At 36.3% G+C, this 15329-nt stretch carries 16 protein-coding genes; 1 reads left to right on the top strand and 15 read right to left on the bottom strand.

Features of this window, described 5'->3' with window-relative positions; translation table 11 throughout:
• Positions 1 to 727 precede the first annotated feature (727 nt).
• Genes ACMV0E_RS04705 through buk form a run of 11 tightly spaced genes read right to left on the bottom strand, consistent with a single transcriptional unit; the run spans position 728 to position 11191 of the window.
• Positions 728 to 1705, bottom strand: a complete 978-nt coding sequence (locus ACMV0E_RS04705) for a DUF8806 domain-containing protein (RefSeq protein WP_416085219.1) — start codon at positions 1703 to 1705, stop codon at positions 728 to 730.
• 9 nt (positions 1706 to 1714) lie between these two features.
• Positions 1715 to 4597, bottom strand: a complete 2883-nt coding sequence (locus ACMV0E_RS04700; RefSeq protein WP_416085218.1) for a stalk domain-containing protein — start codon at positions 4595 to 4597, stop codon at positions 1715 to 1717.
• On the bottom strand, positions 4590 to 5750 hold the full coding sequence (locus ACMV0E_RS04695; RefSeq protein ID WP_416085217.1) for a metallophosphoesterase family protein: 1161 nt from the start codon (positions 5748 to 5750) through the stop codon (positions 4590 to 4592). The genes ACMV0E_RS04700 and ACMV0E_RS04695 overlap by 8 nt, the downstream gene beginning before the upstream one ends.
• Complete coding sequence (locus tag ACMV0E_RS04690; RefSeq protein WP_416085216.1) at positions 5747 to 6481, bottom strand: SDR family NAD(P)-dependent oxidoreductase; 735 nt, start codon at positions 6479 to 6481, stop codon at positions 5747 to 5749. Before ACMV0E_RS04690 ends, ACMV0E_RS04695 begins: the two co-directional genes overlap by 4 nt.
• A 1-nt stretch (position 6482) precedes the next feature.
• Complete coding sequence (locus tag ACMV0E_RS04685; protein ID WP_416085215.1) at positions 6483 to 6833, bottom strand: cupin domain-containing protein; 351 nt, start codon at positions 6831 to 6833, stop codon at positions 6483 to 6485.
• A 1-nt stretch (position 6834) separates the two neighbouring features.
• Positions 6835 to 7386, bottom strand: a complete 552-nt coding sequence (locus tag ACMV0E_RS04680; RefSeq protein WP_416085214.1) for a 2-oxoacid:ferredoxin oxidoreductase subunit gamma family protein — start codon at positions 7384 to 7386, stop codon at positions 6835 to 6837.
• 1 nt (position 7387) lies between these two features.
• Positions 7388 to 8134, bottom strand: a complete 747-nt coding sequence (locus tag ACMV0E_RS04675) for a thiamine pyrophosphate-dependent enzyme (protein ID WP_416085213.1) — start codon at positions 8132 to 8134, stop codon at positions 7388 to 7390.
• The gene (locus tag ACMV0E_RS04670) at positions 8134 to 9195 is read right to left on the bottom strand and encodes a 3-methyl-2-oxobutanoate dehydrogenase subunit VorB (protein WP_416085212.1); all 1062 of its coding nucleotides are present in this window, start codon (positions 9193 to 9195) and stop codon (positions 8134 to 8136) included. Before ACMV0E_RS04670 ends, ACMV0E_RS04675 begins: the two co-directional genes overlap by 1 nt.
• Before the next feature lie 11 nt (positions 9196 to 9206).
• A complete protein-coding gene (locus tag ACMV0E_RS04665) occupies positions 9207 to 9434 on the bottom strand; it encodes an ATP-binding protein (RefSeq protein WP_416085211.1) in 228 nt (75 codons plus the stop codon).
• A 13-nt stretch (positions 9435 to 9447) separates the two neighbouring features.
• A complete protein-coding gene (locus ACMV0E_RS04660; RefSeq protein WP_416085210.1) occupies positions 9448 to 10134 on the bottom strand; it encodes a nucleotide-binding protein in 687 nt (228 codons plus the stop codon).
• Positions 10121 to 11191: a butyrate kinase gene (gene buk, locus ACMV0E_RS04655; protein WP_416085209.1), complete on the bottom strand. Its 1071-nt coding sequence runs from the start codon at positions 11189 to 11191 to the stop codon at positions 10121 to 10123. The genes ACMV0E_RS04660 and buk overlap by 14 nt, the downstream gene beginning before the upstream one ends.
• A gap of 210 nt (positions 11192 to 11401) precedes the next feature.
• On the opposite strand from buk, the gene ACMV0E_RS04650 reads away from it, so the two are divergent.
• Positions 11402 to 11854, top strand: a complete 453-nt coding sequence (locus ACMV0E_RS04650) for a GatB/YqeY domain-containing protein (RefSeq protein WP_416085208.1) — start codon at positions 11402 to 11404, stop codon at positions 11852 to 11854.
• A gap of 45 nt (positions 11855 to 11899) precedes the next feature.
• Here ACMV0E_RS04650 and ACMV0E_RS04645 read toward each other — a convergent pair whose 3' ends face one another.
• Genes ACMV0E_RS04645 through ACMV0E_RS04630 form a run of 4 tightly spaced genes read right to left on the bottom strand, consistent with a single transcriptional unit; the run spans position 11900 to position 15304 of the window.
• Positions 11900 to 12604, bottom strand: coding sequence for an ABC transporter ATP-binding protein (locus tag ACMV0E_RS04645; protein WP_416085207.1), 705 nt, complete (start codon positions 12602 to 12604; stop codon positions 11900 to 11902).
• The gene (locus tag ACMV0E_RS04640; protein WP_416085206.1) at positions 12591 to 13373 is read right to left on the bottom strand and encodes an ABC transporter ATP-binding protein; all 783 of its coding nucleotides are present in this window, start codon (positions 13371 to 13373) and stop codon (positions 12591 to 12593) included. The genes ACMV0E_RS04645 and ACMV0E_RS04640 overlap by 14 nt, the downstream gene beginning before the upstream one ends.
• On the bottom strand, positions 13354 to 14394 hold the full coding sequence (locus tag ACMV0E_RS04635; RefSeq protein ID WP_416085205.1) for a branched-chain amino acid ABC transporter permease: 1041 nt from the start codon (positions 14392 to 14394) through the stop codon (positions 13354 to 13356). Before ACMV0E_RS04635 ends, ACMV0E_RS04640 begins: the two co-directional genes overlap by 20 nt.
• Before the next feature lies 1 nt (position 14395).
• Positions 14396 to 15304: a branched-chain amino acid ABC transporter permease gene (locus ACMV0E_RS04630; RefSeq protein WP_416085204.1), complete on the bottom strand. Its 909-nt coding sequence runs from the start codon at positions 15302 to 15304 to the stop codon at positions 14396 to 14398.
• Positions 15305 to 15329: the final 25 nt, after the last annotated feature.

Below are 15329 nucleotides of genomic sequence, written 5' to 3'. Positions count from 1 at the left end.
GGAATAACATCCTGCAGACTACACCAATTAGTCATTCCATACGTAGTAAGGAGACTCCTCTTTTGGGGAAATAGGAGAGGGAGGTATATTTTTCCCATTAAAATAGGAGATTCCTCGTGGCTATGCCACCTCGGAATGACAACCGTTTTGAGGGGACAACAAACCGCCCCCTCAAAACTCCCCCAAAACTGAGGAGATTCCTCGCCTTCGGCTTCGGAACGACAAATAAAAATTGGCTTCAGAATGACAGAAATTGCTTTCGGAATGACAAGGAAAAATTGACTTCTGAATGACACAACCAGTCATTTCGACGAACGTAGTGAGGAGAAATCTCCTCCTTTTGGGGTAGTTCGAAGGGGGTCTTTTACCCCTTCTAGTAATAAGAAACCTCCTCCTTTGGGGGTAGTTCGAAGGGGGACTTTTATCCCTTCGAGTAAGTGAGAAATCTCCTCCTTTTGGGGTAGTTCGAAGGAGGGACTTTTATCCCTTCAATATAAACAGAGGAGATATCTCGCTTCGCTCGATATGACAACCATTTTGAGGGGACAACAAACCGCCCCCTCAAAACTCCCCCAAAATACATCAAAGAATTGTCAATCCGAGGAACGAAGCGATGAGGATTATCCTCCTTTTAGGGAAGTCCAAGAGAAGCCATAGGAGTAAGTTAGAAAGAGGTGTGCCTCTTTTCTAAATAAGGAAAAACATAAAAATAGCCTTATACATCTCTCTAAGTTAGGTATCCACCAAGAGAAAACTTGATAAGATCGTTTTTTGTTATTCGATAATTGGACAAAATTATTGGCATAATGAAGTGGAAACTTGTGCCTTCTTTTGTAATGCCTGAAGAGGAAGGAATACCAAGTACAACCTTATCCTTTAAATAACCTAAAAGAAAGGTAAATCCAGGAAAAATTGGGACACCATATTTTACAACTTCAACTCCCATAAGTTTAATTCCTGGAACAGTTCTATCGTCGGGGTCAACTGCCATTCCTCCCATATAAATCACAATATCTGCACCTTTCTCAAATGCCTTTAATCCAGCGCCTTTAATTTTTTCATCATTATCTGGAAGAATCTCTCTTAAAACAATTTCCTGCCCAAGACTTTCAAGATATTCTTTAATTTTAAAACTCAAAACCTCTTCTCTTAAACCTTCAATAAATTCGTTGCCAACAGGAAAAAGTGCAATTTTGTGAGGAGTAATCGGTTTTAAATCAACAATAGGCTTATACATATTTGCAATATTTTCAACTTCTAAAAGGATTTCTTTCGAGATTTCCTTAGGCATAATTTTTCCAATTGCAACAGGTGTCCTACTTTTAACAAAAGTAAAAGGACGCTTAGTTGCAACAACAACATCTTCAATTTCGTTTATCTTGAAAAGTCCTTGAGTATTCACAACTAAAACGCCGTCAGTTTCAGCAATAAGCTTTACCTTTGACTCTTGAGGCAAAGTAAAGCCAAGATTATCCCCTTTAATTGATTCCATTAAAAAGATTCCCGCATCATCTTCATGGACAAGACTACTATCTTCATCTTCGATCCATACATAGTGTCTTCCAATTGAAAGAAGTTTTGGAATATCACTTTCAGAAATAATATGACCTCTTTTAAAAAGAACGCTCTTCTTGAAGTCTTCAATCATTGTAACATCAGTTGCAAGAGGCTTATTTATAGCTTCATGAACTTCAACCTTTTTCATAATATCACCTCAATGTGTTGCTGAATTGTAAAGAATTGTAACCTTTTTATTAACACTATCCCAAAGCACTTCTGCGCCAAAATTTTCTGCAATAAATCTTAATGGAAGCATCGTTCTTCCATCCTTTATGAACGGCGCAACCTGAGGGTTATCCTTATCAATTGCTGTTTGAACACCGTTAATTGAGGCAAGTGGATTCCCTATATATAGTTCAATTATTTTATCTTTAAGTGCAACAATGACAGTTTTTGTCTCTCCCCTCCAAATAACCTGAGCGTAGAGCGGCTCTGCAATAAATCTTACAGGGACAAATGTTCTTCCTCCAAGAATAATAGGCGAGGTATCCATCTTCATTTGAATGCCGTTTATGTAATAATAAGGAGAACCAATATAAAACTCAAGTTTCACTGCATTTACTTTTGTATCCGAAAAAACAATTGGTTTAACAATAAATGTATCCGATGGATCTGATGAATTTCCCTTTTCGTCAACTGCTATAACCCAATAGTAGTAAGTATTATTTTGTTCAAATGGCCCTAAGTCTGTAAAACGTGTATTAGTCGTTTCCCCAACATACATTGCAGTTAATAGATCATTTGTTTTGCTTCGGTAGATTTCGTAATCTTTTATTCTATACGACCCAGCTATACTTTCACTAAACGAAAATTCAACCTTTGATACATTATTTATCAGTGTGATACCTGTAACCTTTGAAGGTTTTACAAAAGGTGGTAAAATTTTAAGTTCAAAAGGCGTTGCATATACATTGACCTTTGTTTCGTTTGTCGCAGTGAGATTTGCAAAGTTTATAAGGACTTTATCCGCACTTTCAGAGATTGCCTTAAAAGTAAGCGTTAAAATTGAAGAGCCACTTTGAACATTCGATACATCACCTGTAAAGGTAAGTGAGTCGTTAGATTTTACAAGATAAGAGGAATTAAAACTTACAAATTCAAGGTTATTCTGTGGATAATCAACTTTGAAAGATATATTTTTTAGTGGCGTATCTGTATTTAAAATAACATCAAAAGAAATTAAATCAGGCACTCTCACTGTAAGACTTGCTGGGTTTGCTTTAAGACTTGCACCAATAACCTGAACTGATGCTGTCAAATTAATTGCATTTTTCACGCCATTGTAAGAGAATGTAATGCTTCCAGTATTTGTACCCACGTTTCCCCATCTTGCATCAGCGATAACTGTTATAACGCCTTTTCCTTTTATCGATGCAGGATAAAATGAAAACATCTTTGAAGTTGACATTAAAAACATTATGGTATTCGTATCAGGTGCGCTTATAAGGACATTTACAAATTTTGATTCATTTTGATTAAGCATTTGAAAATCAACATTAGTTAGGCTTGCCTGTGGTTTATTATTTGTGCTTTGGGCAAGATTTACAAAAACATAATCAAAACTTGAATAGTTATAGTTTAAGGTATATGTATTATAACCATCTTTTGTAAGCGAAATGGTATGATTTCCCAATGTAAGTGGCACAAATGCACGTGTAGTTAAGTTTGTAGAGTTCCCATCTACAGTTATTAAGGCAGCTGGATAAGAATCTAAGATTATTCCATCGGTAGGGTTAAAAGAAATTGTATAACTCCCCTTATAGAAATATGAGAATGTATTAGTCAAATTACTTGAAGTAGAAAACGCAAGATATGTCTCAAGAGTTACACTTGAAGGGACTTTAAAGTTAGGTAGAATTGAGAACGAAATTTGTCCGTTTGTATTGATGCCTTGAACTAAATCAGTTGATAAGATTTGCGTATTACTTACATATTTTACAAATAGATAGGGTATAAAATTCACATTTAGATCAGTTTTGTAATTAAGATTTATCGTGTAGTTTGAGACAGTTTGGTTAGAATTATTTTGGTCTAAAACTGAAAAGTTTGCAAAAGTAATACTTGATTTAACTTTTTGCCCAAATGGATTCTTGCCGTTAAAGAATTCGACTGTTATTTCATAATTATTGGGAGTGCCCACAGACACCACAAAATCACAAAGGTAAGTTTCTCCTGGTTGAACTCTATTTGAGATAGGAATAGATTTTTCAATCTTTGTATTCCCTCCTACAAGGGTAAGTTTTACAGAATATGGATTATTAAATATCGTTGGACTCCACGTAGATGTGCCAACATTTTGGATGATGAATTGAAGATGCACATCTGAATTTGTAGGCATTATAAGGTCAGTATTTGCTTGAACAACACGAGCATTGTCAGTCGGATTCTCATAGAGATCTCCAAAGTGGTATGGGGTGGGCGTATCAATGTATGTCGGTGGATTTGTAATTTTAGATGGATCTGGCTTTGTAATGCTAACTGGTGTCCAAAGAGGTTGACCATCGTCTCCTATTATGAGCCTTGCAATGTTATCAATAACTTTATCCTGATAATATCTCCCATTTGGATTTGCAGGATGGTTTATATATGAAAATCCGTTATAAGCCCAGATTGCGTAATACCAATTTTCGAGGATATTTCTATCAGAATCACCAATTGCAGGAGTAATTTTCCATTTTCCGTCAAGAATCTTTGCACCAACTTCGATATTGTAGAAAACATCCGTCTTTAACCTGTCAATGTCAGATCTACCCTTTGAGTTTATTTGCATAATGCCAATGTCAATTGAGCCGTCGGTATTAGTGTGAATTATGGGATTACCACTTGCGTCAAACTGTTTCCATCCAGATTCTGTATAGGCTATTCCCATTAATATCACAGATGGAATATTATATTTCTTTGCAACTTCAATAAATTTTGCACGAAGAATGCTATCAGATGGGTTTGGAGGAATCGATAATAACACAAGCGTATCAAGAATCATAACGGCAATCAAGGCAACAACGCCTAAACTTGCAAGACCTTTTCTTTTATTCATCTATACGCTCCATAATATTACGTGCTTCTTCAAGAATCTGGTCTCTCACTTTTTTGTATCGTGGATCTGAAGTTTTGTCAAGATACTCTTCAATCACTTTTATTGGGTCTTTTAACTCATAAATTGAGGGCAAAACTGTTGTATTTTCGGACCTCTCATCGAATACCTGCGTAAATACATACGAAATCTCCTTGAGTTTATTGATGAGTATCTTTAATCTTCCCTCATCTTCAAGATTCCCTTTTACAACTACACGCACAATTGATTCCTTTGCCCTTTCAAAATCAACACTTTCAAATGAGTTATCGTCTATTATTTCAACTGTATAAAACTTGCGAGAAAATGGATTCTCTATAAATTCAATGTCCTTTAAAGAATCAGAAACTTCTACCAAAAAGAATCCCTTCCGATCGTTTTCTTCACCAAAATCAAGCCTATCTAAAGAACCAGGATAAGCAAACGTATGTTCCCATTTTCTGCTTTTTAAAATCTGGTTCTTGTGTAGGTGTCCTAAAGCAAAATAAATTATGTTTTCCCTGTCAAGTTCATCAATCGAAAGAGGAAGGTCTTTAGAGAAATTTATGTATTGTTCAAATCCAACAGTTCCCTCCGCTACAGGAATATGTGCAACAAGGATATTATTTCTGTCATTAATATTTCCTAAAAGTTCGTCAATAATTTTAAGCAACTTCACGTTTAACTTTGCCAATACTTCATCTTCACTTAAATCTCTAAACTCCTCTTTTGCAAGAATGTTTGTTTTAAAGGGATATGGAAGTGTCAAAAAATTAAAACCTTTGATGTTAAAAACTTTGGGCATCTTACTTATATGAATGAATTCAAGAGGAAGCTCATTATATAGATCAAGGTGTATTGATCGATCTCTAAATGGTGCTCCTTCATGATTACCTGTTACTATCAAAATTTCAATGCCCAAGCCCGCAAGTGAGCTTACAAACCTTGCAAAGAGTTTCTCATCTTTTACTTCGGGATCTCTTTTGTGGAACACATCACCTGCAATTATAACCAAATCAACTTTATATTCTTTTGCCTTTTCAACAATGAAGTCAAGCGTATTTTGAAAATTAAAATTATTTTCACCATTTTTTAAAGGAAACCCTATATGGAGATCTGCAAGATGAAAGAATCTCACGCCGTATGATACCCTCCGTCAATAAAAATACTATCACCTGTAATATATGAGGCATCGTCAGAGAGCAAAAATACTATGAGTTTTGCAACCTCCTCAGGAGTCCCTGCGCGCCTAAGAGGAATCTGTTTTATAAATTCATTTCTTTCATTATCAAATTCGTTTTTAAAAAAATCCTCTGTCATATTTGTCCTTATAAGCCCCGGCATTATACTATTAACTCTAATGTTATACTTTCCAAGCTCATATGCAAGAGCATGTGTTAAACCTATTATAGCAGATTTAGTTAAGGCATATCCAGAAGAAGGGATGCTTTCTCCAAAAAATGCATCAACTGAGGATATAAAAACAACACTTCCACCTTCTTTAAACAATGGAATCAAATCCCTTAAAATTATAAAGGAGGATTCAACATTTACCTTAAACATCTCTTCAAGTTCATGAGTTCTAAAAGTTTCGAAGGGCTCGGTAAAAATAACTCCCTGTGAAAAAACAACACCATGTAGAATATCTGAATTCTCTTTAACCCAATTCACAACTTTATCGGAATCCTTGGGGAGATTAAACTTACCAAAAGTTATACGAGGGCCTGATTGCAAGGTTTCATCAATGTGCTCCTTTGTCCTTCCGGTTGCAAGGACCTTTGCACCAAGACTATTTAGAATTAAGGAAGTGGCCCTTCCTATACCAGAAGAGCCACCCACAACCAATATGGACTTCCCCACAAAATCCATATTAGATTTTTAAGTAAGGAATTAGGCAAAGCATTTTTGTTTTAGTATCTCCAATATTTTTGTAAGAGTGCGGTAAATTGGGTTTTATAAATACTGCTGTTCCACTTTCAACGATTTTTTCCTCGCTACCTTCCGTAATGACCAATTTCCCATCAAGAATAAATATTTCATGTTCCCATTCATGATGGTGCTCAGGAATAACTGCCCCAGGCTCTAACTCAAAATATCGCATTGCAAAACGCTCTGCCCCATCATCTTTTTTAATAAGCCACCGAATTGTCACGCCAGGGATATAAGCCCCATTAAATTCTACCGGTTCTGGATTTAGTTCTTCCGGTTTTATTGTCTTCATTTTAACCCCCTAAAAATTCCTTTGCAATCTTACTTCCCTCCTCAACAGCCTTTATATTGACCTCAAGAAGTTCTGCCTTTCTTCCAGTAAGATACTTTTTAAGAGCTTCTTTAATGGAATCAATAGAAACGGGTCTTTCAATTTCAACATAAGCGCCCAAAAGTATCATATTGACAACCCTTTCTGAGCCAAGCTTACGTGCAACATCGTGCGCATCAATTTGGAGTACTCTTACATCAGACCTCTTTACCTCTCTTGGGATAAGAGTTTTATTGAGAATCATAATTCCATCTTCTTTCATCAAAGGCTCGTATTTATCCAAAGATGGTAGGTTAAGAATAATTGCAGCTTCTGGTCTATCAATTACAGGAGAGGCAATTTCCTCATCAGATACAATTACATGACAGTTTGCAGTACCGCCCCGCTGCTCTGGTCCGTAGGAGGGAAGAAATGTAACAAATTTCCCCTCATCTTTTCCTGCCTCGGCAAGAATCTCACCTGCAAGCATTACACCCTGACCACCAAAACCTGCTATAACTACTCCTTTTTCCATGTTATTCTACCCCCTTTACAACTCTAAATTCACCTATAGGAAATACAGGAAGAACCTCTCTTCTCACTCTCTCAAGAGATTCAACAGGTGTCATCTTCCAGTTTGTGGGACATGTTGAAACAAGTTCCACAAGCGAATAACCTAACCCAAGCAACTGTGCTTTAAAAGCCTTCCTTATAAAATTCTTTGCCTGGTTTATGTGCTGTGGAGAATCTAAAGATGCCCTTGCAATGTAAGCAGGGCCATCAAGAGTTGCAAGCATTTCCGCTACATGAATTGGAAATCCTGAAACTTCAGGTTTTCTTCCATATGGTGATGTTGTTGTAACCTGTCCTATAAGTGTAGTTGGAGCCATTTGACCTCCGGTCATACCAAAGTTTCCATTATTAATAAAAATTGTCGTGATTAATTCTCCTCTTGCTGCAGCATGGACTGTTTCTGCCATTCCAATTGAAGCAAGGTCACCATCTCCTTGATATGTAATTACAAAGCTTTCAGGATGGGCTCTTTTTACACCTGTTGCCATTGCACAAGCCCTTCCATGAGCGGCAACTGCTGCATCAGTGTCAATAAAATCATATCCAAAGACAGCGCACCCTACAGGCCAAATTATGACTGCCTTTTTAACCAAGTCCATCTCTTCTAACAACTCTGCAATTATACGGTGTGCAATCCCATGCGTACAACCAGGACAATAAGTTGTTGGCTTTTTCGTGAATGTCTCTGGTGCTTTATAGATAACCTTCATTAGCAACCTCCTAAATGCAATCTAAATGCTTTGTAAATTTCCTCTGCCGTAGGCACAACTCCGCCAAATCTACCATAAAATTGGACAGGTTTCTTGCCATTTACTCCAAGTTTTACATCCTCAAGCATCTGTCCCTCGTTCATTTCAACATCAAAGAAGAATTTTACTTTATCTGCAAATTCTTCATAAACTTTATATGGGAAAGGCCAAACAGTAATTGGTCTTATTAAACCAGCTTTTATACCTTTCTCACGCAACATTTTGACTGTTGTTTTCATTATTCTTGCAACAGTTCCAAACCCAGTAAGGGCATATTCTGCATCATCCATCATAAAGAGCTCATATCTTGTCTCATTTTCGGCAATCTTTTTATACTTCTCTTGTAGTGCAAGGTTCATCTTTTCAAGACCTTCAGGTTCAAGATCAAAAGAAGATATGAGATTTCTTTGTCTATCGCCCTTCCCTACAATTGCCCAATCCGGTGTTTTAAACTTACTTACATCAACCCAATCTCTAAATTCAACCGGTTCCATCATCTGACCCAATAATCCATCTGAAAGGACAACAACCATAATTCTGTATTTTTCTGCAAGTTCAAAGGCATCATACATAAGATCACACTGCTCTTGTACTGTATGAGGGGCAAGCACTATGGAATGGTAATCGCCATGTCCACCACCTTTTGTTGCCTGGAAGTAATCAGCTTGCGCTGGAGCAATATTTCCAAGGCCAGGACCACCACGCATAACATTGACAACCACGCATGGTACATTGGAATTTCCAATATAGCTAAAACCTTCCTGCATCAAACTTATACCAGGGCTTGAAGATGAAGTAATAACTCTTGTGCCAGTTGAAGCTGCACCATAAACCATATTGATAGAAGCAACTTCACTTTCAGCTTGAACATACTTTCTACCCAATTCGGGCATCCTTCTTGAGAAATATTCAGGGGTTTCATTTTGAGGAGTAATTGGATAACCAAAGAAAATCTGAGCGCCTGCTCTTATCGCTGCTTCGGCAATTGCCTCTGCACCTTTCATTAAAAGCCTTTCTCCCATAATAACCTCCACTAAACCTGGACCTTTTCAGGTCTTCTTACTTCAACAATTGCCTTGTCGGGACAGATAATATAACAGAAGCCACAAGAAATGCATCCCTCGTTGTCAAAAAGCTCAACGGGGTGATAACCTTTAAGATTGATTTTGTTAGAAATCCTTAAAACCTGTTTTGGACAAACACTTACACAGAGTCCGCAACTTTTACACCTCTCTTCGTCAATAATTACCTTTGGTTCCATTAAATTTACCTCCTTATATTGGAATTGGACTTATAAATAACTTTATCGGAAATACATCCAAATCAAGAGAATCAACCAAATCTGTTTTTGATTCATCAATAACTGCAAAAATTATAGGAATCGACAACTCTTCAGAAACTTTTTTAAGAACCTCATATCCTTCTTTTATAATCTCTCTTGTAGTCTCCCACCGTAAATTTGTATTTAAAATAAGATGTGTTACCTTTAACTTTGATGCATTTTGAATGGTTTCTAATTCTTTAAGAATTTGCTCTTTTGTTTCAGTATAAGGTCTTTTCGTATTCACCACAAAAAGCATATTGTAAGAATCTTCAAAGAAGTTTCTAAATTGGGCAATGCTTCCTGCGCCATATGCATCTCCACCAACATCAATTACATGATAAGAACCCTTATCCATAAGTTGCGATACAATATCTCTTGGGAAAACAGGTACATCAAGAGCTCTTGTTAGAGGCGGAGGCAAAACAAGATCAAGATTGTATTCCTTTAATTTACTTTCCACATCTCTTATTCTAACATAAGGTTTTACAATGTCTAAATCAAAAAGTTTAACAGGAATTTCTAAATTTTTTAATCTTATTGCAAGGTTTATTGCAATTTCGGTTTTACCAGAGCCAATGCGCCCTGTGATTATTTGTGTCCTTTTTTTTAAAAGTTTTCTTACATCAAATTCTCTCATAGATTTTTTCTTTTTCCTCTCCTCTCAAAACGCGCAATGCACCTTCTAAAAGTGCGCGCATCTCATCTTCACCAGGATAAATCAAAACTGGGGCTATAAAACTAACTCTTTCCTTTATCCAATCTGTAAGCATTTGAGACCTTGCAATCCCACCAGTTAAAACAATCGCATCGACTTCACCGTAAAGTACTGTTGCCATCTCTCCAACAGTTTTAGCAACTTGATATGCCATTGCTTCATATACGAGTTTCGCATAACTATCGCCTTTTTCTATACGTTCTTCCACTTCTAAGGCATTATTTGTTCCAAGATGAGAAACAAGACCACCATTTCCTGCAAGCATTTTTTTCATTTCCTCATAGCTATATTTCCCACTCATACACAAATCAACAAGACTAATTGTAGGAAGCCCACCTGCCCTCTCAGGCGCAAAGGGACCATCGCCATTAAGAGCATTATTTACATCAACAGTCCTTCCTTTTTTGTGCGCTGCAACAGAAATTCCACCTCCAAGATGAACAACAACGAGATTCACATCTTCATATCGCTTTCCAAGATCTTTTGCGGCTCTCCTTGCAACTGCTTTTTGATTGAGGGCATGCCATATTGATTTTCTTTCTATCCCTTTAAGACCAGAATATCGAGCAAGAGGCTCCATTTCATCAACTACAACAGGGTCAACAATATATGCAGGCTTATGAACTTTTTGCGCAAGGTTATAGGCAATTATTGCACCAAGGTTTGAAGCATGTTCACCATACCTACACTCCATAAGATCTTTAAGCATGTCATCATTTACTCTGTATGTCCCTGATTCAATTGGATGCAAAAGCCCGCCCCGCCCCACAAATGCGTCAAAATCTCTTAAATCAAACCCGTTTTCTTTTAATTCCTTTTCAATAACATTAACCCTAAAATCATACTGATCAATGATGCTCTTAAAGTCTTTAAGTTCCTCTGAAGAGTGTCTTATTGTCTTTTCAAAAAGTGAATTCTCATTCTCAAATACTGCAATCTTTGTTGAAGTTGAGCCAGGATTAACAACAAAAACTTTCATTCAACCCTCCTTAAAATAAATATAGGGACCCTTTAAGAGTCCCTATAGTAAAGTATTTGCTTCCTATTATAACGATAATAAATATTGAAAGAGCGTATAATAGACAAATGATATTTCTAAATATAGAAATAGAAAACAAAAAACTTTCCATATCTGAGTATATTATAGCATAGAATTTCATAAAATATAATAGATTGTAAGGAGGTAAAAATGGAATTATTAGAAAAAATTCAGAAGGATTACATTCAATCAATGAAAGAAAAGGATGAAATCAAAGCAAGTGTATTAAATATGTTAAGATCTCAAATCAAATACAAGGAAATTGAATTAAAGAACGTAAAGAATGAATTAGAAGAGTCCGATCTTATTGAGATTATAAGAAAGGAGATCAAGAAAAGAGAAGAAGCAATCGAAATGTATAAACAGGCTGGAAGACAAGATTTACTATCCAAAGAAGAAAAGGAACTCGAAATCCTTAAGAGTTATTTGCCAAAGCTTCCAAGCGAAGAGGAAATTAAAGCAGAAATTGAAAAAATCATTCATGAAACTGGCGCAAAGGACAAAAAGGATTTTGGAAAGGTAATGAAATTTGCAATGGAAAAGTTTAAAGGAATTGTAGACGGCGCAAAGATAAAAGAAATTGTTGAAAGCATTTTAAAATAATAAATGGGCACTAAATCTGTGCCCATAATCTCAATTTAAAAACTATTATGCGCCAAGATATGCAGCCTTTACTTTTGGATCTTCTTTTACCTCTTTTGCAGGACCTTCAAAAGTGATATTACCAACCTCGAGAACATATGCATAGTGAGCTATTTCGAGTGCCATTTCTGCATTTTGCTCAACAAGAAGTATTGTTTTACCTTCTTTATTAATTTTTACAATCGTGTTAAAAATTTCCTCAACAAGAACTGGTGCAAGCCCCATTGAAGGTTCATCCATCATAACAAGATCTGCATCTACCATAAGCGCACGCCCAAAGGCTAACATCTGTTGTTCCCCACCTGAAAGAGTTCCCGCAAGTTGTTTTTCTCTTTCTTTAAGCCTTGGGAAAAGTTCAAAAACATCTTCAAGTTTTTCTTTAAATCTGTTTTTATCCTTCAAAGTCCATGCAGCGAGTTCAAGATTTTCTCTTACAGTCAAATCAGGGAAGACTCTTCGTCCTTCAGGGACATGCACTATGCCAAGTTGAACAATTGCGTGAGGTTCCATTTTTGTTATATCAATATCTTTAAAGAATATTGTACCAGATCTTGGCTTTACAAGTCCTGAGATCGTTCTTAAGGTTGTGGTTTTACCTGCTCCATTTGCACCAATTAGAGTTACAATTGTCCCAGACATAACCTCAAAACTAATACCTTTAAGAGCCTTTATTGCACCATAGTAAACTTCAAGATTATTAACCTTTAACATTTGCTCTCCTCCCAAGATATGCTTCAATTACACGAGGATTGTTTTGAATCTCTGTGGGTGTTCCTTCAGCAATTGTTTCACCAAAATCCATCACTTTTATCCTCTCACAAATACCCATTACAACCTGCATGTGGTGTTCAATAAGATATATAGTAACCTTAAATTTGTTTCTAATCCATAGAATCATTTCCATAAGTTCAGAAACTTCTTTTGGGTTCATTCCTGCAGCAGGTTCATCAAGGAGAAGAAGTTTAGGATGAGTTGCAAGGGCTCTTGCAATCTCAAGTCTTCTCAATTCACCATAGGGAAGTGCTTTTGCTTGCAAATATGCCTTATCCTTAAGCTTGAAGAGTTCAAGAAGTTCAAGGCTTTCCTCTGTTATTGACTTTTCCTCTCTGTAATATGAAGGTGTACGAATTATTGAATCTACAAGTCCATATCTTAACCTATAGTGTCCTGCAATACGGATATTATCAAGAACTGTAAGATTTCCAAAAATTCTTAAATTTTGGAATGTTCTTGCTATACCAATGCTTACAATTTCGTGTGGTTTGTATTTGGTAATATCTCTATCATAAAAATATATTTTTCCCTCTGTAGGAATATAAACACCAGTGATTAGGTTAAAAATTGTTGTCTTACCCGCTCCGTTTGGTCCAATTAACCCCCACAGTGCACCCTCAGGAAGCTCCAAATTAAAGTTATGCACAGCACGAAGACCACCAAAATAGTGAGTTATAGAATCAAGTTTAAGAACCACCCGTTGCATTTTTTTCCTCCTCTTCTGGTACAAGTACTCCAAATTCTTTTTGTCCCATAATACCCTCAGTTCTATAAAGCATTACAACAATAAGAAGTACGGCATACAAGACCATTCTCCATTCAGGTCCGACTGTGAATGGTAAAATATGAAGCCCATTCAATGCATCTATTCCAAGTCTCAACAATTCAGAAAGCACAGTAAGAACAACTGCCGCAATAATTGATCCACTTAGACTTCCTGCACCTCCAATATAAACCATAACGAGAATGCTCAATGGTCCTGCAATACTAGGACTTGTAAAACCAAACATAGTTGGGTGTGCAAGTTGTAAAACATGTACAAGCAACGCACCTGCAACACCTGCAAAAAACGCACCAATTGAAAACGCCATTACCTTGTATTTTGTTGTATTAACACCAACAAGTTCAGATGCAACTTCATCCTCTCTAATTGACTTCATTGCTCTTCCTATTGTTGAATAGACAACATTTTTCAAAACAAAAATTGATATTAAAGCAGTAAAGAAGATCACAGGAAATGTTGAAAGTCTCGGAATTCCCAAAAGACCTCTTGGTCCCCCCACGTAGTCAATAGCGTTTATACTAACTCTTACAATTTCTTGAAAGGCAAGGGTGACAATAGCAAGATAATCGCCTCTAAGCCTCAAACTTGGAATTCCAAGAAGTATTCCAATAACAGCAGCAAGGATGCCTCCAAGAATAATTGCAACAAAGAATAATGCAAACTTAGGAAGCGTTTGCATCTGTGATACCTTAAATATCAAGGTTGTAAGAACACCTGCCGTGTATGCACCAACGGCCATAAATCCACCATGCCCCAAAGAAAATTGTCCCGTAAAACCATTAATGATGTTTAGGCTTGTTGCAAGAATAATATTAATAAGGGCAATATCTATTATTTGCATATAGTAGTTATTTAATACACCCAGAGAATAAAGAACCTGAATTACTACAAAAATAATAAGACTATAAATAAAAAGTAATCTATTCTTAGTTAGCAGTTTCATATTACACCTTTTCTCCTGTCTTCTTTCCAAATAGTCCTTGAGGAAGGAATATGAGAACAACAATTAAGATTGCATAAGCAATCCCTTCCCCAATAATTGAGTTAATCGCATAACCTAAAACCTCAGCAATACCAAGTATAAACGCCCCAATCATAGCACCGACAATGTTTCCTATACCACCTAAAACTGCAGCAATAAAAGCCTTTAATCCAGGGACAATGCCCATATATGGAAGAATCCTTGGATAAGTAAGTCCAGAAAGAAGACCAGCAGCACCTGCAAGAGCACCACCAATAATAAAGGTAAGATCTATTATTTTTTCAAGATCAATTCCCATTAACCTTAATGCATCTTTATCTTGTGAAGAAGCCCTCATCGCCATACCAAGCCTTGTATAAAATATGATGTAAGTTAATATCAACATCAAAACAATTGCAATCGAAACATTAATTATCTGATAATTCGTAAAATGCACTGTTCCTATATTAAAATCTTTAATGGAAATAAATTGAGGAAACGGTCTATATGAAGGTCCAATTGCAGGAATTGCTGAAGTAAAATACTCTATAAACATCGAAACACCTATGGCTGTGATAAGTGCTGAAAGCCTTGGTTTATATCTTAATTTTCTATATGCAATTCTATTTGCAAGAAATGCGGCTAAGGCTCCTATTGTCATACTTACAAGAAGGGCAATTACTATTAAAGATGTTTGTCCAAGACGCTCAGCAATTAAAAAATTAATTGCAAAATATGCGGCATATGCACCAAGCATATAGTAATCGCCATGCGCAAAGTTAACCAACTTGATAATACCGTAGACAAGAGTGTAACCAATAGCAATCAATGCATAGACACTTCCAAGTTGAATACCATTTATTAACTGTTGAAGATTAAATATCCCGCTCATTTTTCACCTTCTTTCAAAAATGGCA

Origin of the sequence: Caldisericum insulae, from assembly GCF_047785965.1 — a bacterium.
GTDB lineage: Bacteria > Caldisericota > Caldisericia > Caldisericales > Caldisericaceae > Caldisericum > Caldisericum exile_A.
This window is presented reverse-complemented; position numbering and strand designations above follow the sequence as displayed.